The sequence below is a fragment of the Nonomuraea sp. NPDC051941 genome (assembly GCF_044593615.1).
Genome location: NZ_JBIUCF010000005.1, coordinates 17,592 through 37,328, shown reverse-complemented (window position 1 = coordinate 37,328; position 19,737 = coordinate 17,592). Strand labels below are relative to the sequence as shown.

20 protein-coding genes and 1 pseudogene are annotated in these 19,737 nt (G+C 73.5%); 10 read left to right on the top strand and 11 right to left on the bottom strand.

Annotation, left to right across the window (positions count from 1 at the left end):
• Positions 1 to 26: 26 nt before the first annotated feature.
• Together ACIHFD_RS11265 and ACIHFD_RS11260 are read right to left on the bottom strand one after the other, a co-directional pair.
• Positions 27 to 572, bottom strand: coding sequence for a GNAT family N-acetyltransferase (locus ACIHFD_RS11265; RefSeq protein WP_397366683.1), 546 nt, complete (start codon positions 570 to 572; stop codon positions 27 to 29).
• Entirely contained in the window at positions 572 to 1,156 is a 585-nt protein-coding gene (locus tag ACIHFD_RS11260) for a CGNR zinc finger domain-containing protein (protein WP_397366682.1), read from the bottom strand. The genes ACIHFD_RS11265 and ACIHFD_RS11260 overlap by 1 nt, the downstream gene beginning before the upstream one ends.
• A gap of 87 nt (positions 1,157 to 1,243) precedes the next feature.
• Between ACIHFD_RS11260 and ACIHFD_RS11255 the strand changes: the two genes are divergently transcribed.
• The gene (locus tag ACIHFD_RS11255; RefSeq protein WP_397366681.1) at positions 1,244 to 1,843 is read left to right on the top strand and encodes a TetR family transcriptional regulator; all 600 of its coding nucleotides are present in this window, start codon (positions 1,244 to 1,246) and stop codon (positions 1,841 to 1,843) included.
• Between the two features lie 13 nt (positions 1,844 to 1,856).
• On the opposite strand, the gene ACIHFD_RS11250 is transcribed toward ACIHFD_RS11255, so the two are convergent.
• Complete coding sequence (locus ACIHFD_RS11250) at positions 1,857 to 3,059, bottom strand: hypothetical protein (RefSeq protein ID WP_397366679.1); 1,203 nt, start codon at positions 3,057 to 3,059, stop codon at positions 1,857 to 1,859.
• A 34-nt stretch (positions 3,060 to 3,093) separates the two neighbouring features.
• Complete coding sequence (locus tag ACIHFD_RS11245; protein ID WP_397366678.1) at positions 3,094 to 3,780, bottom strand: DivIVA domain-containing protein; 687 nt, start codon at positions 3,778 to 3,780, stop codon at positions 3,094 to 3,096.
• 300 nt (positions 3,781 to 4,080) lie between these two features.
• Between ACIHFD_RS11245 and ACIHFD_RS11240 the strand changes: the two genes are divergently transcribed.
• From ACIHFD_RS11240 to ACIHFD_RS11225, 4 genes are read left to right on the top strand one after another with little or no spacing between them, the layout of a single operon-like run.
• Positions 4,081 to 4,650, top strand: coding sequence for a dihydrofolate reductase family protein (locus ACIHFD_RS11240; RefSeq protein ID WP_355195585.1), 570 nt, complete (start codon positions 4,081 to 4,083; stop codon positions 4,648 to 4,650).
• An 11-nt stretch (positions 4,651 to 4,661) separates the two neighbouring features.
• Complete coding sequence (locus tag ACIHFD_RS11235; RefSeq protein WP_350727648.1) at positions 4,662 to 5,000, top strand: YciI family protein; 339 nt, start codon at positions 4,662 to 4,664, stop codon at positions 4,998 to 5,000.
• Between the two features lie 3 nt (positions 5,001 to 5,003).
• Positions 5,004 to 6,167, top strand: a complete 1,164-nt coding sequence (locus ACIHFD_RS11230) for an RNA polymerase sigma factor (RefSeq protein ID WP_397366677.1) — start codon at positions 5,004 to 5,006, stop codon at positions 6,165 to 6,167.
• A 39-nt stretch (positions 6,168 to 6,206) separates the two neighbouring features.
• Entirely contained in the window at positions 6,207 to 6,629 is a 423-nt protein-coding gene (locus tag ACIHFD_RS11225; protein ID WP_397366676.1) for a thioesterase family protein, read from the top strand.
• Positions 6,630 to 7,126: 497 nt separating this feature from the next.
• On the opposite strand, the gene ACIHFD_RS11220 is transcribed toward ACIHFD_RS11225, so the two are convergent.
• Positions 7,127 to 7,768, bottom strand: a complete 642-nt coding sequence (locus ACIHFD_RS11220) for a nucleoside/nucleotide kinase family protein (protein WP_397366675.1) — start codon at positions 7,766 to 7,768, stop codon at positions 7,127 to 7,129.
• Positions 7,769 to 7,962: 194 nt separating this feature from the next.
• Here ACIHFD_RS11220 and ACIHFD_RS11215 point away from each other — a divergent pair, with 194 nt between their 5' ends.
• A complete protein-coding gene (locus ACIHFD_RS11215) occupies positions 7,963 to 8,451 on the top strand; it encodes a DUF4396 domain-containing protein (protein ID WP_397366674.1) in 489 nt (162 codons plus the stop codon).
• 4 nt (positions 8,452 to 8,455) lie between these two features.
• On the opposite strand, the gene ACIHFD_RS11210 is transcribed toward ACIHFD_RS11215, so the two are convergent.
• Complete coding sequence (locus ACIHFD_RS11210; protein ID WP_397366673.1) at positions 8,456 to 10,270, bottom strand: ABC transporter ATP-binding protein; 1,815 nt, start codon at positions 10,268 to 10,270, stop codon at positions 8,456 to 8,458.
• A gap of 28 nt (positions 10,271 to 10,298) precedes the next feature.
• Positions 10,299 to 12,008, bottom strand: a complete 1,710-nt coding sequence (locus tag ACIHFD_RS11205; protein ID WP_397366672.1) for an ABC transporter transmembrane domain-containing protein — start codon at positions 12,006 to 12,008, stop codon at positions 10,299 to 10,301.
• Between the two features lie 115 nt (positions 12,009 to 12,123).
• On the opposite strand from ACIHFD_RS11205, the gene ACIHFD_RS11200 reads away from it, so the two are divergent.
• On the top strand, positions 12,124 to 12,606 hold the full coding sequence (locus ACIHFD_RS11200; protein ID WP_397366671.1) for a hemerythrin domain-containing protein: 483 nt from the start codon (positions 12,124 to 12,126) through the stop codon (positions 12,604 to 12,606).
• Here the strand turns inward: ACIHFD_RS11200 and ACIHFD_RS11195 are convergent, their stop codons facing one another.
• The 3 genes and pseudogenes from ACIHFD_RS11195 to ACIHFD_RS11185 all read right to left on the bottom strand — a co-directional run.
• Positions 12,607 to 13,857 (bottom strand): cytochrome P450, encoded by a 1,251-nt coding sequence (locus ACIHFD_RS11195; RefSeq protein WP_397366963.1) that lies wholly within the window; start codon positions 13,855 to 13,857, stop codon positions 12,607 to 12,609. It lies immediately after the preceding gene.
• On the bottom strand, positions 13,854 to 14,903 hold the full coding sequence (locus tag ACIHFD_RS11190; RefSeq protein ID WP_397366670.1) for an aldehyde dehydrogenase family protein: 1,050 nt from the start codon (positions 14,901 to 14,903) through the stop codon (positions 13,854 to 13,856). Before ACIHFD_RS11190 ends, ACIHFD_RS11195 begins: the two co-directional genes overlap by 4 nt.
• 73 nt (positions 14,904 to 14,976) lie before the next feature.
• Positions 14,977 to 15,081 (bottom strand): annotated as a pseudogene (locus ACIHFD_RS11185) (hypothetical protein); the annotation flags it as partial.
• A 282-nt stretch (positions 15,082 to 15,363) separates the two neighbouring features.
• On the opposite strand from ACIHFD_RS11185, the gene ACIHFD_RS11180 reads away from it, so the two are divergent.
• The 3 genes from ACIHFD_RS11180 (at position 15,364) to ACIHFD_RS11170 (ending at position 18,219) form a co-directional block, all read left to right on the top strand.
• Positions 15,364 to 16,581, top strand: coding sequence for a CaiB/BaiF CoA transferase family protein (locus ACIHFD_RS11180; RefSeq protein ID WP_397366669.1), 1,218 nt, complete (start codon positions 15,364 to 15,366; stop codon positions 16,579 to 16,581).
• The gene (locus ACIHFD_RS11175; protein ID WP_397366668.1) at positions 16,578 to 17,396 is read left to right on the top strand and encodes a citryl-CoA lyase; all 819 of its coding nucleotides are present in this window, start codon (positions 16,578 to 16,580) and stop codon (positions 17,394 to 17,396) included. Before ACIHFD_RS11180 ends, ACIHFD_RS11175 begins: the two co-directional genes overlap by 4 nt.
• A gap of 67 nt (positions 17,397 to 17,463) precedes the next feature.
• The gene (locus ACIHFD_RS11170; protein WP_397366667.1) at positions 17,464 to 18,219 is read left to right on the top strand and encodes a GntR family transcriptional regulator; all 756 of its coding nucleotides are present in this window, start codon (positions 17,464 to 17,466) and stop codon (positions 18,217 to 18,219) included.
• Positions 18,220 to 18,281: 62 nt separating this feature from the next.
• Here ACIHFD_RS11170 and ACIHFD_RS11165 read toward each other — a convergent pair whose 3' ends face one another.
• Entirely contained in the window at positions 18,282 to 19,688 is a 1,407-nt protein-coding gene (locus ACIHFD_RS11165; RefSeq protein ID WP_397366666.1) for a 2-oxoadipate dioxygenase/decarboxylase family protein, read from the bottom strand.
• Positions 19,689 to 19,737: the final 49 nt, after the last annotated feature.

The following is a 19,737-nucleotide window of genomic DNA, read 5'->3' as shown; positions in this document are numbered from 1 at the left end:
GGATACTTCCCAACCAAGCGATTGGTCTACTCGGGGTCGGCCGGCCGGTCGATCCGGTAGACGTAGTGGGCGCGATCGTGGATCGGGTTGTCGGGCTCGAGCTCGCCCTCGGCCACCCGGCGCATCCCGGCCTTCTCCAGCGCCCGCCACGACGCGCGGTTGGCCGCCGAGACGGGGACCAGCACGCAGGACGAGCCGGGGATCTCCGTCCAGGTCCGCTCGATCACCGAGCGGATCATCTCCGGGCCCAGGCCCCGGCCGACCTGGCCGGGGTCGCCGATCAGGTAGTCGATGCTCACCGCGCCGTCGGGGACGGGGGTGAGCGTCGCCAGTTCGGCCAGGTAGTCGGGGTAGTCCGCGTACCGCGACCGCTGGACCAGGCCGAGCGGCCGGCCGTCGAGGAACACGAGCAGGTCCTCCGACGGCTCCTCCCCGCGGGCGGCGGGGCCGAAGTCGCGGGTCACCGCCTCCATCGAGGTCTCGTGGTTCCACCACAGCGCCACGTGCGGCTGCTCCAGCCACGTACGCAGCAGGGGGAAGTCCTCCTGGCCGAGCCGACGCCATGTGATCATCAGGACGCTCCGGGGGTGTGCTGCCGGCGGTAGTAGCGGGCCTGGCGGTCGCGGTGACCGCACGAGGGGTGGCACCAGCGCCGGCGGGGGTGGTTCTGGACGAAGAACAGCGAGCAGCCGGGGCCCTGGCAGCGGCGTACCCGATCCGCCTGGGGGCCGGTCAGCAGCTCGACGCAGCAGGTGGCGATGCTCCCGAGCACGGCGGCCGGGCCGGTGACGGTGCCGGTGACTGTGCTGGTCCAGCGCGAGGCCCGCGCGCCGCCGCTCCAGTCGAGCCGCAGGTACGTCGGCGCCGCCGCCGTGAAGTCGTTGACCCGCCGGACCGGCGCCGCGTCGGGAACGCGCCCCTCGACGGCGGCCGACAGCAGGGCGTGCACGCAGTCGCGCAACATCCGCACCCGGGCCGCGTGCGGACCCATCGCGACCGCGACCCCATGGCGCTCGGAGACCTGGGCGAACCACTCGCCGACCCGCCGGGCGTCCGGCAGGAAGTCGATCCGCGCCTCCCCCGCGCCGTACAGCGTGTTGGCCAGCTCCACCGCGAGAGGTTCCGTCCCGAGGATCGGGAACTCGACTGCCGTCACGATGCTGACGCTAACAGAGCACCGTAACAGTCAGCATCTGATTTATAGGGGTAGCAAGTCCCTGTACGGGGATATAACTTGGCGGCCGTGGAGGAACGCACAGGCAGGACCGGGCGGCGGCCGGGGGCCTCGACCACCAGGGAAGAGATCGTCGCCGCGGCGGCCAGGGCCTTCAGCGCGGGCGGCTACGAGGCCACCAGCATGCGCCAGGTGGCCGCGGACGCCGGCGTGGACCCGGCGCTCGTGCGCCGGTTCTTCGGCGGCAAGGAGCAGCTGTTCAGCGCGGTCGTGACGTCGGTGTTCCAGCCCGAGCAGGCCGTGGCCATGCTGCTGGACGGGCCCCGCGGCAAGCTCGGGGAGCGGCTGGCCGGATACGTCCTCGGCCTGCTCGGCGCGGTGGACCGGCCCGGCCCGGTGCTGGGCCTGATGCGCTCGGCCGCCACGAACGCGCACGCGGCCGCCCTGATCAGGGAGTTCCTCGCCAACGACATGCTCGGCAAGGTCACCAGGAAGCTCGGCGTGGACCAGCCCGAGCTGCGCGCGGCGCTCGCGGCCGGCCAGCTCGTGGGGCTGGCCATCACCCGATACGCCGTACGGGTGGACGCGCTGGTCTCGTCCTCGCCCGAGGAGCTCATCGCCTGGATGGCGCCGACGCTGCAGCGCTACCTCACCGGCCGGGCCCCCTGATAGGTGCTGCGGCTCATCCGGCCGGGCTCGCCGGGATGGCGCCGAGGGCGAGCAGGAGGTAGTGGCGCTGGCGCAGGGTGAGGTCCCCGATGCTGGCGCCGCTGAGGATCCTGCCCCTGCGCAGCACGCGGGTGATCTCGGTGCCGCTGCGCCCGGGCAGCGCCCGCAGCACCGTCTCCACGTCGGCCCCGATGGTGGCCAGGTCGGTGCGCGACAGCAGGGCCTCCAGGCCGAGCCGCCCGGCCGCGACGGCGGTGCGCAGCTCGCCGGCCGTCATCGGTTCGGGTCCGGTCGTCGGCTTGGGCCGCGGGGACGGCGGGCGCGGCTGCGGGGTGGGCGGCGCGCCCAGGCGGGCGGCGGCGACCGGTACGGCCGGGGCGGGGAGCGCGCCGGGGAGCATGGTCTGGGCGGTGACCAGCAGGCCGCCGACGGCCAGCACGCCGGTCGCCACGACGACGACCTGGCGGCGCGGCAGCCGGCCGCTGGCGCGGGCCATCTGCAGCCCGACCATCGCGGTACGCAGCAGCACGCCGGTGAGCACGCCCAGCAGGATCGGCACGCTCTGCGGCGGCAGCGGCGCCACGCTGGCCAGCACGACGCCGGCCGCCGGGCTGAGGCAGGCCAGCGCCAGCCAGGGAGCCAGCGGCTTGCGGGCCAGGTCGAGCATGGCCGTCAGGGCCACCCCTTCACCGGCCGAGTGGATCATGAGCGCGGCCACGACGATGATCGAGGCGGCCAGCACCAGGGTGGCGCCCTCGATCATGCGGTGCAGGCTCAGCGCGACGGCGGTGCCCACTCCCCCGTACACGGCGGCGCTGACGGCCTGCTCGACCCGCCGGTGCATGCCGGGGGCGTGCCGGGCACGCCGGCCCACGTCGTGCTGGTGGGCGCACCCGTGGCGGGTGAAGTGCGTGATGACGACGTACCCGAACAGCCCGGCCACCGCCACCAGCCACACGGGCACATGGGTCGCGACGGCCTCCCGCCAGGCATCGGGCATCACGTCGGTCAGTGCGGTGATGAGCATGAGCGCCGAGGCGACGGCCAGCCAGACGCTGATCCGGTCGGCCTTGCGCTGCGCCAGGTGGGCGCCGGCCAGCGTGGACAGGGCCACCAGGCCCACGGCGGCCCACACCGTCCAGACCGGCATGGCGGCCCCCATGGCCGCGTCGCGCGCCGGCAACGGCAGTACTGACCCCCCGAGCGGCAAGAACATGTGACGGCCTTTCTGGCTGGTGTGCGGTGATCGATCACTGAGCCGCGAGAGGGCCGGTGTGCGTGCCGTGGCCGGGCGTCGCGACGTCCTCCAGGACCGTGCGCAACCGGCCGAGCTGGGTGTGCAGGCTGTCCTGCAGTTGCCTGCCGTGGTCGGCGAGGACGGCGTCGAATTCGTTGAACTGCTCCTCGATGGCCTCCTGATAGGCCAGGCGGGCGGTCCTGGTCAGCGCCTCGGCCGCGGCGGCGGCATCGAGCCGCACCCGTTCGGCGCCGGCGCGGGCCTCGGTCAGCGTGTGGCGCGCCTCCTGCCTGGCGGCCTCGACGGTCTCCCGCGCCTCCTCCCGGGCGGCCTCGACGGTCTGCCGAGCCTCGTGCCGGGCGACCTCGACGGTCTCCCGCGCGCTCTCCTCCGCGGCGGCCAGCATGTCGGCCGGGGCGGGGGTGGCGGCGGCGAGACGCTCGCGCAGGTGGGCGTTGTCCTGCCAGAGCAGGCTGATCGTGGTCTCCACGGTGGACAGGAACGCGTCCACCTCGGCCAGGTCGTAGCCTGCCCGCAACCGGACCACGGTGAAGACCTGGTGGTGCACGGCGGTGGGGGTCAGCAGCGTGAGCTGGCCGGGGCCGGCGGCCTGGGCCGGCACGGTGACGAAGCCGTCGCCGACGGCATGGCCGTGCGGGATCGGGAGGCCGTAGACGTGGTCTTCGTGCTCGATGTGCATGACGGAGTTTCACCGAACCTTTCACCGTCAGCGCTGGAGCGGCCGGGCGCGCCCGCACCGGCCCCGGGGCATGGAGGGGTGCCCCGGATCGGGGGGAACCGGTGCGAAACCTTGACCGTCCAACCAGGCATTCTATACGCACAGTAGTTGACACGTTACCGTGTGCTTAAACATGCGAGCAGCCGCTCACGGGTAAAGGCCGCTTCGGATGTGACCAGGGTCACATCGACGACCTGTCCCCCCGGGCCCGACCCGTCCGTCCTCCTGCCGAGCAACCGGCTACGAGGAAGGTTCAAGGACATGGGCAAGCTGATCGTCATCGAGTTCGTCTCCCTCGACATGGTCATCGAGGACCCGGACGGGGCGGACGGGACGCCGTGGGGAGGCTGGGCCTTCCGGTACGGGCCCGAGTCGGTGGCCGGCGACAAGTTCGCGCTCGGCGAGGTGCTGGACACCGGGGCCATGCTGCTGGGCCGCGCCACCTGGCAGCGCTTCTCCCGCATCTGGCCCGGCAGGGACGACGAGTTCTCCCGGAAGATGAACGCCATCCCCAAGCTCGTCGCCTCGCGATCGTCGGACGGCGTCGAGGGGTGGAGCAACTCCTCCCTCCTGCGGGGCGACCTGATCGAGGAGGTGGCCGGGCGCAGGCGGGAACGGGATATCGTGGTCGCCGGCAGCGGCAGCGTCGTCGCCGCGCTGCGGGCGCATGACCTGGTCGACGAGTACCGGCTGCTGGTGTTCCCGACCGTGCTGGGCCGGGGACGCCGCCTGTTCGATCAGGATGACCGGCCCCTCGGCCTGGCTCTGGAGTCCGCCGAACGCATGGGTCAGGCCGTCCGCCTCGTCTACGGCCGCGACGCGGCGGCGTGAAGGAGACCACCGTGAGATACGCACTGCTGATCAACGAGCGGCCCGGAGCGTACGACGGGCTCACCGCCGACGAGCGCGCCGCCATCACCGCCGAGTACGTCGCGCTGATGCAGGACGAGCGCATGATCTCGGGCGAGCGGCTCCAACCGGCCGAGACCGCGACCACCGTCCGGGTCCAGGGCGGCCGGACGCTGATGACCGACGGGCCGTTCGCCGACACCAAGGAGATCTTCGGCGGGTTCTACATCGTCGAGGCGGACGACCTCGACGACGCGCTGGAGCTGGCCGCCCGCGTCCCCGCCGCCCGCCTCGGCGGATCGGTCGAGGTGCGGCCGCTGGTGGAGCGGTAGCCGGTGCTCGAGGAGATCTTCCGCGACCAGTGGGCCCGCGTGTTCGCCGCCCTGGTGAGCTACACCGGCGACGTCGACGTGGCCGAGGAGGCCGCGCAGGAGGCGTTCGCCGTCGCGGCCGAGCGCTGGGCCCGCGACGGGGTCCCGGACAATCCCGGGGCCTGGCTCGTGGTGACCGGGCGCCGCCGGGCGATCGACCGCCTTCGCCGGGACCGTACTTATGCGGACAAGCTCCGCATGCTGGACCGGCCGGAGCCGGGCGAGGAGGTGACGATGGACGAGTCGGCGGTCCCCGACGAACGACTCGAGCTGTTCTTCCTGTGCTGCCATCCGGCCCTGGCGGACGAGGCCCAGGTCGCGCTCACCCTGCGGGCCCTGGGCGGACTGTCCACCCCGGAGATCGCCCGGGCGTTCCTGGTGAGCGACGAGACGATGAAGCGGCGGCTCTCCCGGGCGCGCGACAAGATCCGCGCGGCCGGGATCCCGTTCGGGATCCCCCGGGAGCACCTGCTGCCCGCCCGCCTGGAGGCGGTGCTCTCCGTGCTCTACCTCATCTTCAACCAGGGGTACGGCGACGGCCGCGCCGACCTGGCGGCCGAGGCCGTCCGGCTGGCCCGGATCCTGGTCGAGCTCGTGCCCGGCGAGCCCGAGGCCGCCGGACTGCTGGCGCTGATGCTGCTGCACGACTCGCGGCGCGCCGCCCGGGTCCGCGACGGCGAGATCGTCCTGCTGCACGAGCAGGATCGCGGCCTGTGGGACGCGGCTCAGATCGAGGAGGGGCAGGCGCTGCTCGACCGCGCCCTCGCGCTCGGCGCCCGCGGCGCCTACGTGGTGCAGGCGGCCATCGCGGCGCTGCAGACCGAGGAGCGGATCGACTGGCGGGCCGTCGCCGCGCTCTATGACCGGCTGCGGGAGCTGACGGGCTCGGCCGTGGTCGAGCTCAACCGAGCGGTGGCGGTCGCCGAGGTCGACGGGCCGCGGGCGGCGCTGGCGATCGTGGACGGGCTCGGTCTCGACGGCTACCGGTACTTCCACTCCACCCGGGCCGAGCTGCTGCGGCGCCTGGACGACACCGCTGGGGCGCGGGCGGCGTACCGGAGGGCGCTCGACCTGGCCACAACGGAGGCCGAGCGCCGCTTCCTCACCCGCCGCCTCGGCGAGCTCTGACCTCTTGTCCCGGGTTTACAGACCTGTCAGTGTAGGATCATGCGTGAGCTGAAGCCCGGACTGGAACACACCTTCCGTTTCCGCGTCCCGGAGAGCAAGATCGTGGCGGGGCTGTATCCGGAGTCGCCGGAGTTCGCGATCATGCCGCCCGTCTTCGCCACCGGGTTCCTGGTGGGGCTGATCGAGTGGACGTGCGTTCAGGCGGTCGTGCCGTACCTGGACTGGCCGCGCGAGCAGACGGTCGGGACGCACGTCGACCTCAGCCACGAGGCCCCCACGCCGCCGGGCATGGAGGTCACCTGCCGGGTGCGGCTGACGGGGGTGGAGGGGCGGCGGCTGCGGTTCGAGGTGAGCGCCGAGGACGGGGCTGACGTGATCAGCACCGGCACCCACGAACGCACCGTCATCGACGCCACCCGCTTCACCGCCCGCGCCCACGCCAAGATCACCCCCACCCCATAACCAACCCACGCCACCGCCCACCCGCCGCCGACCGCGCCGACCGCGCCGACCGACCGGGCACGGCGGGCGCACCGGGCACAGCGGGCGCGCTACAGCGCTGATCGGGCACAGACCCCACCCATCGAACGCCCTTTGCACCGGCGCCGGGTCGGCGGAACGCGGCGCAGCGGGGACCGGCGCAACACGAACGGCGCCCAGCCCGCACCCACCGCACGCTTTGCACCGCCGGCGCCGGGTCGGCGGGATGCGACGCGGAGGAGACCGGCGCAACACGAACGGCGCCCAGCCCGCACCCACCGCACGCTTTGCACCGCCGGCGCCGGGTCGGCGGGATGCGACGCGGAGGAGACCGGCGCAACACGAACGGCGCCCAGCCCGGCGCTCTGGGGCGGCCCTCCCTTGCGCACCGGGGCGGTGGGCTGCCGGCGGGCCAGGGGTGCGGGCAGGTCGGGATGCCGATGGGCCAGGCGGTGCCGGAGGTCAGGCGAGATCGTGGGTCAGGGGGACGGGGCGAGGGTGTCGGGGTTGAGCAGGAGGTCGGCGCGGTCGCGGGTGGTGCGGATGGCGGCGGCGTTGGGCTCGTCGACCTCGGCGACCCAGCGGGCGGCCTGGGAGGGGGTCTTGCCGAACTGGACGTGCCGCCTCGTGAGCCGGTCCAGGCGGACGCGGTCGTCGATCTCCGCGTACCAGACCTCGGTCATGGCCCCCCGCACCCGCCGCCACGCCTCGTCGTCGGCGAGGAGGTAGTTGCCCTCGCTGACCACGACCCGCGCGGCCGGCGGCACCGGGATGGCGCCGGCGATCGGCTGCTCGATCTCGCGGTCGAAGGACGGGGCGTAGACGACGGTGCCGGTCTCGGCGCGGAGGCGGTGGAGCAGCGCCAGGTAGCCGTGGGCGTCGAAGGTGTCCATGGCGCCCTTGCGGCGCAGCCGCCCGAGGCGTTCGAGCTCGACGTCGGCCAGGTGGAAGCCGTCCATCGGCACCCACACCGCCGGCAGCCCGGCGGAGGTGAGGTTCTCGGCCAGCCAGCCGGCCAGCGTGGACTTGCCCGCGCCCGGGCATCCCGCGATGCCCACCACGACGCGCTCGCCGGACGCGGCCAGCCCGCGTACGCGCTCGATCAGCTGCGCGCCGGTCACCGGACGCCTCCGGCGAGCGGGGCCGCCGGGAGGCGGTGGACGCCGGGCGGCTGGGTAAGGCTCAAGATTCTCCTCGAATACGGATTTAGCGCGATATGTCGCTAATGAGCCGTCAGCTTATCCGCGCCCGCCCCCCGATTATCGATATACCCCATACCCCTACAATGTGTCTCCCCTCTACTAAGGAGCATCGTATGGATCACAGCGAGCACCACCACGCACACCATGAGGCCCCGCCCGCGGCCACGTGGGGAATGGCCGCGCAGGCGACCCTGCACTGCCTGACCGGTTGCGCCATCGGTGAGGTGCTGGGCATGGTCATCGGCACCGCCGCCGGCCTGTCCAACCTGACCACCGTGGTGTTGTCCGTCGCGCTGGCCTTCGTGTTCGGCTACGCGCTGACCATGCGGGGCGTGCTGCGGGCCGGTGTCGACTTCCGCACCGCGCTGCGGGTGGCGCTGGCCGCCGACACCATCTCCATCGCGATGATGGAGGTCCTGGACAACGCGGTGATGCTGCTCGTGCCCGGCGCGATGGACGCGGGCCTGTCGAACTGGCTGTTCTGGGTGGCGCTGGCCGGTGCGCTGCTGGTGGCGTTCGTGCTGACCACGCCGGTGAACAAGTGGCTCATCTCACGGGGCAAGGGCCATGCGGTGACGCACCAGTACCACCAGGGCCACTGAGCGTTCACTCCCCGTGCCATGAGCGCCAGAGCTCGGCGTACGTGCCCCCGGCCGCGACGAGGTCGTGGTGCGTGCCGAGCTCGGTGAGGCGGCCCTCCTGCATGACCGCCACCCGGTCGGCGTCGTGGGCCGTCTGGAGGCGGTGGGCGATGGCGATGACGGTACGGCCGTCCAGCACGGCGGCCAGGGCGCGCTCGGTGTGGCGGGCGGTCCTCGGGTCCAGCAGCGCGGTGGCCTCGTCGAGGATCAGCGTGTGGGGGTCGGCCAGTACGACGCGGGCCAGGGCCAGCTGCTGGGCCTGCGCGCCGTCGGGCCGGTGGCCCCCGGGGCCGAGATCGGCGCCGAGGCCGTCCGGGAGGTCGTCGATCCAGTCGGCGCCGACGGTGGCGAGGGCCGCGCGCAGCTCGGCGTCGGTGGCGGAAGGGGCGGCGATGCGCAGGTTGTCGCGTACCGTGCCGAGGAACACGTGGTGCTCCTGGGTGACCAGGACGACGCGTTCGCGCAGGCGGCCGGGGTCGAGGGCGGCGACGGGAACGCCGCCGACGGTGACCGTGCCGGTGCGCGGGGCGTCCACGCCCGCCAGCAGCCTGCCCAGCGTGGTCTTGCCCGCGCCCGAGGGCCCGACGATCGCCAGACGCTCGCCGGGGCGGACGGTCAGGTCCACCCCGCGCAGGACGTCGGGGCCGCCGTCGTAGGCGTAGTGCACGCCGGCGGCCACGAGCCGGTCGCCGTCCGGTACGAGCTCCGGCCCGGCGGCCGGCGCCGGCCCCGGGACCAGGGCGAGGCCCTCGACCCTGGCGAACGAGGCGCCGCTGCTCTGCATGCCCTCCAGGTGCAGGAGGATCGTGTCCAGGGGCTGGCCGAGCTGGCGGAGGTAGAGGGCGGCGGCGACGACCGTTCCGAGGGTCATGGAGCCGTTCGCCATGAGGCCGCCGACCAGCAGCACGCCGACCACCGGGATCGCGTACGAGATGTCCACGACGGGGAAGAGGACGCTGCGCAGGAACAGGGTCCGGACGCGGGTCCGGCGGCACTCGCCGATTGCCGCCTGGCAGGCCGTGATGCGGCGGTGTTCGAGGCGCAGCGCCGCGACGGTGCGCGCGCCGGCGGTGGTGGCGGCGAGCTGCTCGGCCAGCGCGGAGTTGGCCTCACCCTCGGCCAGGTAGGCCGGGATCGCGCGGCGCAGATACCAGCGGGCGGCGAACCAGATGCCCAGCAGGCCGAGCACCCCGCAGGCGCCCAGCAGCGGATCGAGCACGAAGACCGCGGCCAGGATGAACGCCGCCTGGACCGCGGCGATGAGGACGTCCGGCCCGGCGTCGCGCAGCGTGGCGCCGAGCGCGGCCACGTCGGTCGTCCCCCGGGTGGTCAGGTCGCCCGTGCCGGCCCGCTCGACCACCGAGACGGGCAGGTCGAGGGCGCGTTCGGTGAACCGCTCGCGGATGCGCGCCAGCGTGCGCTCGCCGAAGCGGTGGCCGACGTGGCCCGCGTAGCGGGACAGGACGAGCTGGACCAGGGCGGCGGCCAGGATGGCCAGGGCCAGCCGGTCCACGGCGGCGGCCCCGGCGCCGGACTTGACCGCGTCGACGATCCGGCCGAGCAGCCACGGCCCGGCCAGCCCCGCGACGGCGGCCAGGGCGTTGAGGGCGATCATGGCGGCGAAGGCGCGGCCGTCCAGGCGGATCAGGCGCAACGCCGCCCGCCGCACCCGGGCCGGCTCGGCGACCGGCAGGGCCCCGGTCATCGCACGGGCCGGCTGGGCGACGGGGGCCGGCTGGGCGACGGGGGCCGGCTGGGCGACGGGCTGCGGCTCGGTCATCGCGCGGCCTCCTCGGGCGGGGATCCGGTCATCGGGCGGCCCGCTCGGGTGGTGTGCTGGGCTCGTCGTCGCGTGACACCAGCAGGCGGTAGCCCGGGTGCTCGTGCAGCAGGTCGCGATGCTCGCCGGCCGCCGCGACCGAGCCGTCCACGAGGTAGTACACCGTGTCCGCCCGGTCCAGCAGCAGCGGCGAGGTCGTGGTGACCACCGTGGTACGGCCCCTTCGCGCCTCGCGCAGCCGGGCGGCGATGGTCGCCTCGGTGTGGGCGTCCACGGCGGAGGTGGGCTCGGCCGCCAGCAGGATCTCCGGGTCGGCCAGCAGGGCCCGGGCCAGGCGGACGCGCTGGCGCTGCCCGCCGGACAGGTTGCGGGCCTGGGGGTCGACGGCGGAGTCCAGCCCGTGCGGCAGCCCCCGGACGATGTCCTCGGCCATGGCCGCGTGGACCGCCCGGCCCACGGCCTCGTCGCCGGGATCGTGCCGGCCGGCGACGACGTCCCGCAGCATGCCGGCGAACAGGTCCGCCTCGTTGTCGGCCAGCAGGATCCGCTCGCGGACCCGTACCGGGTCAATGGTGTCGAGCCGGATCCCGCCCCAGGTCGCGGCCGACGCGGTGAACCCGCCCAACCGGTCGAGCACCGCGGCCGAGTCCCCCGGCCGGGCGCCGACCAGCGCGGTCAGCCTCCCCGGCGCGATCTCGACGCCCGAGGCCGGGTCGCGCAGCGGCGCGGGCGACGCGGGCGGATCCGCGTCGCCGCCGGTGACGTCCGGTTCGAGGGTGAGGAAGTGGATGACCCGGCGGGCGGCCACGAGGCCGCGGCTGAAGCCGTACCCGGTCTCGATGAGGTTCGTGACCGGCACCACCAGCACACCGGCGTACCCGTACACCGCGACCAGCTCGCCGGTGGTGATGTCGCCCTGCGCGGCCATCCGGGCCGCCAGCCACGTCACGGCGCCGAGGAACACCGTGGGCAGGCCGACCCCGAGGGCGTGGATCCAGCTGGTGACCGCGCCCACCTGGTAGCCCTTCTCCCGGAGCTCCTGGGAGCCGCGCCGGTAGCGCTCGGCGTACACGTCCTTGCCGCCGATGCCGTTCAGGACCCGCAGCCCTCCGGCGATGTCCCCGAACCGGGCGGCGAGCTCGCCCTGCCGCAGCCGGTACGCCGTCTCGGCGCCGCGCAGCCGTCCCAGCAGCGGCCCGACCAGCATGACCAGCAACGGCACACCCAACAGCACCACCGCGGCCAGCAGCGGCGAGACGGCCAGCAGCAGCCCGGCCACGACGACATAAGCGAGCACCGCGCCGACGCCGGGCCCGGTGATGGTCAGCGCGTGGGCGATCAGGCCGGCGTCGCCGAACCCGATCGTCACCACCTCCCCGGCCGTGACCTTGCGCGGGAGCGCCGCGCCCAGCCGCGTCGCGTGCAGCACCACCACCTGTACGGTGCGGAACGCGGCGTCCATCCGGACCCTGGTCATCGTGCGATGGCGCATGATGGCCAGCCAGGCGTTCAGGACGCCGACGCCGAGCACGGCGGCGGTCCAGCCGGCCAGCGCGGGTCTGTCGCCCGGAGCCAGGCCGTCGTCGATGGCGCGGGACAGGAAGTACAGCGGCAGCGTCAGGCAGACCATCCAGGCGGAGCCCAGCAACGCGCCGACGGCGATGCGGCCGGGCTGACTCCTGACCAGCCACCACAGGTATCGTCCGGCGCTTCGGCGGTCAGGAGTCCCGGGTTCCACGAACTTCACCCTATTTGACCGATCTCCGGAACGATGATGGGGTACGTCCCAGCGTCGCGGTGCACCCGGCAAACAGATCGCCGAGGGCACGGAGGCGCCGGAACATGGGACCCCCATGGAAACACCCGACGGGCGCCTGGCGGCGTTCGGCAACCAGTTGATCGACGTGCACCTCTGGCTCCGCGAGCAGCTCGACGCGCTGCGCGAGGACGTCGAGGCCTATCTCGCGGGCGGCGCGCTCCCCCGCGACCTGCGTACCCACTGCCTGACCTTCTGCTCCGCGCTGGAGCGGCACCACACCGGCGAGGACGGCGGCGCCTTCCCCGAGCTCGCCCGGAGCTTCCCCGAGCTGCGCCCGGTGCTGGAGGAGCTGCGCCGCGACCACCGGCTGGTGGACGATTCCCTGCGGCGGTTGCAGGCGCTCCTCGACGGACTCGGCCGGGACCACGACCCGCTCCTGGTGCGCGGCGAGCTGGACACTCTCGCCGCGCTGATGGAGACGCACTTCGTCTACGAGGAGAAACGGATCGTCGCGCCGCTCAACGCGCTGGACGCCCCGGAGTGGCGCCGGGCCAGGCCCGACTTCCTCATGTCCTGATCAGCGGCGGAGCTTGTACCGGATGGGCAGGTGCTTGATGCCCCCGACGAAGGTCGTGGCGCTCCATTCGGGCCGACCGGCGAGCTCGACGCTCTCCAGGCGCGGCAGCAGCTCGGCGAACAGGGCCTTCAGCTCCATCCGGGCCAGCGCCGCGCCGAGGCAGTAGTGCACGCCGAACCCGAAGGCCAGGTGGCGGTTGGGGTCGCGGCCGGCGTCGAAGGCGAACGGGTCGGTGAACACCTCCTCGTCGCGGTTGGCCGACGGGTACGACAGCAGCACCGACTCGCCCGCCTTGATGTCCACGCCGTTGAGGCTGGTGTCGGCCGAGGCCGTGCGCATGAACTCCTTGACCGGGGTGACCCAGCGGATCATCTCGTCGACCGCGAGCGGCAGCAGGCCGGGGTCCTCGCGCAGCCGGGCCAACTGGTCGGGGTGTTCGATGAGGGCGTGCAGGCCGCCGGCGACGGTGGAGCTGGTGGTGTCGTGGCCGGCGGAGGCGATGATGACGTAGTAGGAGGCCGTCTCCATGTCGTTGAGCGGCTTGCCGTCCACCTGGGCGTTGGCGATGGCGGAGGCCAGGTCCTCGGTGGGGTGGGCGCGGCGGGCGGCGGTGAGCTGCTGGAAGTAGGCGAAGAAGTCGAGGAGCACCGCGAACTGGTCCTCGGCGGTGTCTCCGCGCCTGGTCTCCGCGTCCGCGCCGCCGAACAGCTCCTGGGTGAGCTTGAGCATGCGGGGGAAGTCTGACTCGGGCAGCCCGAGCAGGGAGAGGATCACGTACAGCGGGTAGTGCACCGCGACCTGGGTGGCGAAGTCGCATTCGCCGCCGTACTCGGCCAGCCGGTCCACGTAGCGGCGGGCGAGCTCCTGGATCCGGCTCTCCATGGCGCGCATGGCCTTGGGGCGGAACCAGTCGGCGCCGATCGCCCGGACCACCCGGTGGTCGGGGTCGTCCATGTGGACCAGCGTCTTCAACTGGATGCCCTGCGCCGCCTGCTGCCTGGCGTGCTCCTCGAACGCCTTCTTGCCCAGGACCGGGCGTGGCGCGCTGAGCCAGAGGGCGTTGTCGCGTTCGACCCGCATGATGTCGGCGTGCCGGGTGACGGCGTAGAAGGGCGTGTACTCGGGCGCCTCCACGAGATGGACCGGGGCCTCCCGGCGCAGCAGGGTGAGCGCCTGGTGCAGCCGCGGCTCGTCGGCGTAGGCGAGGGGGTCGGCCAGCATGAGCCCCGCCTGCTCGATGGTCATGTTCATGATTGATTCCCTACCAGGACTTGGAGCTCGGTGTAGCCGTACAGGCCCCAGGGGCCGTTCTCGACGCCGAGGCCGCTCCACTTGTGGCCGCCGAAGGGCAGGTCGGGGCGGACACCGCGGCCGTGGGCGTTGATCGAGACCTGGCCGCAGTCCAGCTCGGCCGCCACCCGCGCGGCCCGGTCCAGGTCGGGCGACCACACCGACGCCGTCAGCCCGTAGGCGGTGCCGTTGGCGCGCTCGACGGCCTGGCCGAGGTCGCGGTAGGCGATGACGGGCAGCGCCGGGCCGAACTGCTCCTCGTCGACGACGCGCGTCCCGTCCGTCGCGCCGGACAGGACGGTGGGCTGGTAGAAGTAGCCGGGCCGGTCGATCGGCCGGCCGCCGGCCGCGGCCACCGCGCCGTGCTCCAGCGCGTCGCCGACCAGGGCGGCGACGCGCTCGTACTGCGGGCGGTTGTTGATCGGGCCGAGCTGGGCGCCGTCGGCGGTGCCGGCGCCCACTCGCACCGACCGGGCCCGTACGGCCAGGGCCTCGACGAGGTCGTCGTACAGCCGCTCCGGCGCATAGACCCGCTTGACAGCCAGGCAGACCTGGCCGTTGTTGGCGAACGCGCTCCAGAACAGGCTGTCGGCGATCCGCTCGGGGTCGGCGTCGTCGAGGACGATGGCCGGGTCGTTGCCGCCGAGCTCCAGGGTGACCCGTTTGAGGTCCTCGGCGGCGGCCGCGGCGACGCGCTTGCCGGTGGCCGTCGAGCCGGTGAAGCTGATCTTGCGAGGTACGGGATGGGCGGTCATGAGGGCGCCGAGGGGGTCGCGGCCGCTGATGACGTTCAGCACGCCGGGCGGGAGGATCTGCGCAAGCATCTCCCCCATCGCCAGGGTGGTCAAGGGCGTGTACGGGGAGGGTTTGAGCACCATGGTGTCGCCGGCGCGCAGAGCCGGTGCGATCTTCCACATGGCCAGGGCGATCGGGAGGTTCCACGGCGTGATGGCGGCCACCACGCCGAGCGGGCGCCGGATCACCTCGGCGGAGCCGTCCTGCGACACCTCGCGTGGCAGGTCCAGGTTCGGCGTGGTAGCGCAGCCACGTCACGGCGGTGTCGACCTCGCGCCGGGCGTCCTTGAGGGGTTTGCCCTGCTCCGCGGCGAGGATCGGCGCGAGCCGGTCGGCCGCGGCCTCGAGCCCGCCGGCCGCCTCCCTGAGCAGGTCACGGCAGTGTGGCACATGCCCGCGCCCGCCACGCGAACCAGTGCCTCTCCGGGGCCGGGCGCGGCGAGCGAGACGTCCTCGACGGGGAACGGCCTGCCAGGGTCGCGCAGGACCGCCGCTCGAGCTCGCATCACTCTCCCGGGAGGCGATCGCTTTTTTTGGATGGAGCTGTCCAATTCAATGGCGACGCTATGGCCGTTCCCTGGGTGTGTCAAGCATGCGGCTCGGTCATCGACACGTCCACCTGAACCGCTGTACGGTACTTTTGGACCACATAGCGGTACGGACAGGGGTTCGATGACCGACAACTCATCACCGCGGCTGCTCGACGGCGTACGCGTGCTCGACATGACGAACGTCCTGTCCGGCCCGTACGCCGGCTACCAGCTCGCCCTCATGGGCGCCGACGTGATCAAGCTGGAGATCCCCGGCACCGGAGACCTGGCCCGCCAGCTCGGCGCCGACCCCCGCCTCAGCGACGAGAACCTCGGCGTCTCCTTCCTGGCGCAGAACGCGGGCAAGCGCTCGGTCACCGTCAACCTCAAGCACGCCTCCGGCCGCGAGGTCTTCACCAGGCTGCTGGGCGAGGCCGACGTGCTGCTGGAGAACTTCCGCCCCGGCGTACTGGACAAGCTCGGCTTCGGCTGGGAACGGCTGCGCGAGATCAACCCCGGCCTCGTCTACTGCGCGCTGTCCGGCTTCGGCGCCACCGGGCCCATGCGCGAGCGCCCCGCCTACGACCAGGTGATCCAGGGCCTGGCGGGCATCATGAGCGTCACCGGCACCCCGGACACCGCGCCCGTACGGGTGGGCTACCCGGTGTGCGACAGCGCCGGGGGCATCACCGCCGCCTTCGCCGTGGCCGCCGCCCTGCACCGCAAGCTGCGCACCGGGCAGGGCGCCCACCTGGACGTGTCCATGCTGGACGCCGCGCTCACGGGGATGGGCTGGGTGGTCTCCGACTACCTCGTCGCCGGGCGGGAGCCGGCGGCCATGGCCAACGAGAACCGTACGTCGGCGCCGTCGGGCACCTTCGAGACCGCCGACGGCCAGCTCAACATCGCCGCCAACAAGCAGGAGCAGTTCGAGACCCTCTGCCGGGTGCTGGGCCGGCCGGAGCTCATGAGCGACCCCCGCTTCCGCACCAGGGACGACCGCAAGACCCACCGCGACGCCCTGCGCGAGGAGCTGGAGAAGACGCTGAAGACCAGGTCGGCGGCCGAGTGGGACGAGATCCTGCTGCCGACCGGCGTGCCCGCGGCGCCGGTGGTCACCGTCCCGCAGGCGCTGCGCTCGCCGCAGGTCGAACACCGCGGCCTGCTGCACCGCCTGCCCTCCCCCGCCCCCGGCGGCGGCGAGCTCGTGCTGCTGGGCGGTGCCGCCCACGTGGACGGCCGCCCCCTGGCCCCCACCGGCCCGCCCCCGAGGCTCGGCGAGCACACCGACGCGGTGCTGCGCACCCTCGGCTACTCCGACACCGACATCGCCCGCCTGCACCAGGAAGGAGCTATATGAGCACGATGACAGAGCAGGTGACCGGATGGTGGGCCACCGCCATATCCGACATCTCCCCCGGCGTCATCCGGCTGCACGGCTATCCCGTCGAGCAGCTCATCGGCCGGCTGTCGTTCGCCGACACGATCTGGCTCATGCTGCGCGGCGAGGTGCCCTCTCCCGGGCAGTCCGCGCTGTTCGAGGCCGCGCTGGTGTCCGGGGTCGACCACGGGCCGCAGGCGCCCTCGATCGCCGCCGCCCGCATGGCCGCCACCTGCGGCGTCGGCCTCAACACCGCCGTGGCCACGGGCGTCGGGCTGCTCGGCGACGTACACGGTGGCGCTGGTCAGGAGTGCATGGCCGTGCTGGCCGACATCCGTGTGCGAACCACCGCAGACCCGGCAGAGGCCGATCCGGCGGAGGTGGTCTCGGGGGTGCTGGACGGGTATCGGAGTGCCAAGCGGTACTTCCCCGGGTTCGGTCACCGCTTCCACCCGCGCGATCCGCGCCGCGACCCCCTCGTGCGGGCGGTCGAGGACGCGGTCCGCGACGGCGTGGTCGAGGGCGCGTACCTGCGGATCGGGCTGGAGATCGAGCGGCAGCTGGCGCCGGTGCCGATGAACGTCGACGGCGCCACCGCCATCGTCTACAGCGAGCTCGGCTTCGCGCCCGAGCTGGGCAGGGGCCTGTTCGTCCTGTCACGCGCGGTCGGCGTCCTGGCGCACGCGTGGGAGGAGCACGGCGAGGGCCGCCGCATCAAAGGCCCCATACCGCCCCCGCTGCTGCCCGCCTACCGGGGACCGGAACCCCGCGACCTGCCCGCCGCCCGGCACTGAAACGGCGCTGAAACGCCCGCCGGGCGGCGCATGATCGCCGCTGGTCCCGTACGGGTAACATGCCGACATGCCGCCGACCCGCGAACACGCCGAGCTGAAGCTGCAGCCGTTGCCGCACGCGGGCCGGTCGCTGGCCGAGCAGGTGATCTCCGAGGTGCGCCGGGCGGTGCACACGGGCGCGATGGTCCCCGGCCGGCTCTACTCCGTCTACCAGGTGGCCGAGCAGCTCAACGTCTCCAGGAGTCCGGTCCGCGAGGCGATGCTGCGCCTGGCCGAGGCGGGGCTGGTGCAGGTCGAGCGCAACCGCGGGTTCCGCGTCGTGCTGCCGCACCCCCGGGAGATCGTCGAGATCTTCGGGGTGCGGCTGGCTCTGGAGCTGCCCGCCGCGCGGCGGGCAGCCAGGGGCGACGCCGCCGGGCTCGGCGCGGCGCTGCGGGCGACCATGGAGGAGATGGCGGCGGCGGTCGAGGCGGCCGACGAGGCGCTGTTCTTCCAGCTCGACCAGGCGCTGCACGACCGCCTCCTGGTCGCGGCGGGCAACGGCAGGGCCCGCGCGATCGTGGGCGGGCTGCGCGACACCATGCGCATCCTCGGCACGTCCACGGACGACCGCTCCCGCACGCTGCGGCAGGTGCACGAGGAGCACGAGCCGATCGTGGCGGCCGTCGCGGCGGCGGACGCCGAGGGCGCGGTGCGCGCGATGCGCGCCCACCTGACCAACACCGGCCTCATCCTGGCCCGGCAGGCGGCCAGGGCCCAGGGCGAGCCGATCGACGTGGACGCGTTGTGGGCGTCCATCGTCGAGGAGCCGCAGCCGGGCTGACGGGCCATCGCCGAAGACTCGCAGCCGGGCCATCGGGCCATCATCGACGAGCCGCAGCCGGGTTAGCGAGCCTGGGGCAGGGTGATCTCCCGGGCCAGGCCGAGCTCGTCGCGGACGCGGGCCAGCGAGGCCGCCCGGGTCGACGCGTACAGCTCGTAGGGGTCGTGCAGCGGGCGCCCGAGCACCGCGGCCAGCGCTTCGGGGCCGAAGTCCGCGCCCGCCGCCGTCACGTCCTTGGCACCGTCGGAGGTCAGGTTGGACTGGAAGATGCCGGCGGCCGAGCGCGGCAGGAAGTCCTCGTACACGATGGGCCGGGCGCCGATCCACCCGTCGGCCAGGAGCGTCGCGAGGTCGGCGGGTGCGGCGCCGCCGGGGCGGGCGTCGAGGACGTGGAAGGTGAAGTACGCGAGGTCGCCCGCGGCCAGCTCGGCCTCGCCGCGCGGCACCCGGTCCGCCCACAGCTTGGCCCCGGCGGCGTTGCGCTCCTCCGCGGTGACCCGCTGCCCGGCGAGCAGCGCGTCCAGCTCGGCCGACAGCTCGTCATAGAGCGCGCGTCCGGCGGGCGTCACGGCGATGCCGCGCGCCTCCACCTCCCCGAACCGCACCCGCAGGTCGTCCCGGACGACCCGGCCGTCGTCCTCCCTGAACAGCCGTGGCTCGGCCAGCGCGCGGAAGGAGGTCTGGCGCAGCAGGAGGTCGGGGCCGTCCCAGCGGGGCGGCCCCTGGATGGCGTCGATCATGGTGATGCCGCGCTCGCTCATGCGGGCGTAGAGCGCGTCGATGTCGAGCACGCGCGGGGTCAGGTGGTTGACGTGGGTGGAGGCCACGCCGCCGATGTCGGCGGCCACGGCTGACACGCGTTCGAGCTCGGCGTACCAGCTGCGGGAGACCGGCTCCGCGGACAGCTCGAACGCCCGCGTGGCGAGCATCAAAAACTCCTCGGCCGCCTCGTCGTCCAGGCCGCCCTCGGCCTCGGCGCGGTCGGCCAGGTCGAGCAGGCGCGGCGGGAACAGCCGGCGCGCCCCCAGGAACTCGCCGAGCCGGCGCTCCAGGTCCGCGCCGAAGAACCGCCGGTCGCCCGTCACCAGCATGGAGGTGAACACGCGGAAGGGGTTGGCGGCCAGCTCGGCCTCGTCCACGGGGCGGAAGGCCGTGGAGACGACGGGCACGGAGCTGCCGGCCGCCTCGCGCAGGTCGTAGTAGCCGACGGGGTACATGCCCATCGCGCCGAAGATCCGCGCGACCTGCGCCAGCTCGGCCGGGGTGCCGACGCGGATCGCGCCGTGCCGCTCGGCGGTGACGCGGCCGATGGAGCCGAGGCGTTCTGCGCCGGCGCCCATCCGGGCCAGCACCTCGCGGTTCACCTCCTGGGCGACGTCGACGAGCGTGTTGTACGCGGGGACCTCGGTGCCGTACATCGCTGACAGGCGCCGGGCGAAAGCCGCCCGGAGTGCGGTCGCGTCGACCATCGTGCCTTCTCTCCTCGCCGCCGGAAGCGAGTAGCATGCTACATGGGTC

Excerpts from the sequence above, each read along its gene's own strand:
- ACIHFD_RS11165 (WP_397366666.1), bottom strand. The coding sequence starts at position 19,688 with ATGGTCGACGCGACCGCACTCCGGGCGGCTTTCGCCCGGCGCCTGTCA.
- ACIHFD_RS11180 (WP_397366669.1), top strand. The coding sequence starts at position 15,364 with ATGACCGACAACTCATCACCGCGGCTGCTCGACGGCGTACGCGTGCTC.
- ACIHFD_RS11265 (WP_397366683.1), bottom strand. The coding sequence starts at position 572 with ATGATCACATGGCGTCGGCTCGGCCAGGAGGACTTCCCCCTGCTGCGT.
- ACIHFD_RS11240 (WP_355195585.1), top strand. The coding sequence starts at position 4,081 with ATGGGCAAGCTGATCGTCATCGAGTTCGTCTCCCTCGACATGGTCATC.
- ACIHFD_RS11210 (WP_397366673.1), bottom strand. The coding sequence starts at position 10,270 with ATGACCGAGCCGCAGCCCGTCGCCCAGCCGGCCCCCGTCGCCCAGCCG.
- ACIHFD_RS11215 (WP_397366674.1), top strand. The coding sequence starts at position 7,963 with ATGGATCACAGCGAGCACCACCACGCACACCATGAGGCCCCGCCCGCG.
- ACIHFD_RS11250 (WP_397366679.1), bottom strand. The coding sequence starts at position 3,059 with ATGTTCTTGCCGCTCGGGGGGTCAGTACTGCCGTTGCCGGCGCGCGAC.
- ACIHFD_RS11170 (WP_397366667.1), top strand. The coding sequence starts at position 17,464 with ATGCCGCCGACCCGCGAACACGCCGAGCTGAAGCTGCAGCCGTTGCCG.
- ACIHFD_RS11225 (WP_397366676.1), top strand. The coding sequence starts at position 6,207 with ATGCGTGAGCTGAAGCCCGGACTGGAACACACCTTCCGTTTCCGCGTC.
- ACIHFD_RS11200 (WP_397366671.1), top strand. The coding sequence starts at position 12,124 with ATGGAAACACCCGACGGGCGCCTGGCGGCGTTCGGCAACCAGTTGATC.
- ACIHFD_RS11175 (WP_397366668.1), top strand. The coding sequence starts at position 16,578 with ATGAGCACGATGACAGAGCAGGTGACCGGATGGTGGGCCACCGCCATA.
- ACIHFD_RS11195 (WP_397366963.1), bottom strand. The coding sequence starts at position 13,857 with ATGAACATGACCATCGAGCAGGCGGGGCTCATGCTGGCCGACCCCCTC.
- ACIHFD_RS11245 (WP_397366678.1), bottom strand. The coding sequence starts at position 3,780 with ATGCACATCGAGCACGAAGACCACGTCTACGGCCTCCCGATCCCGCAC.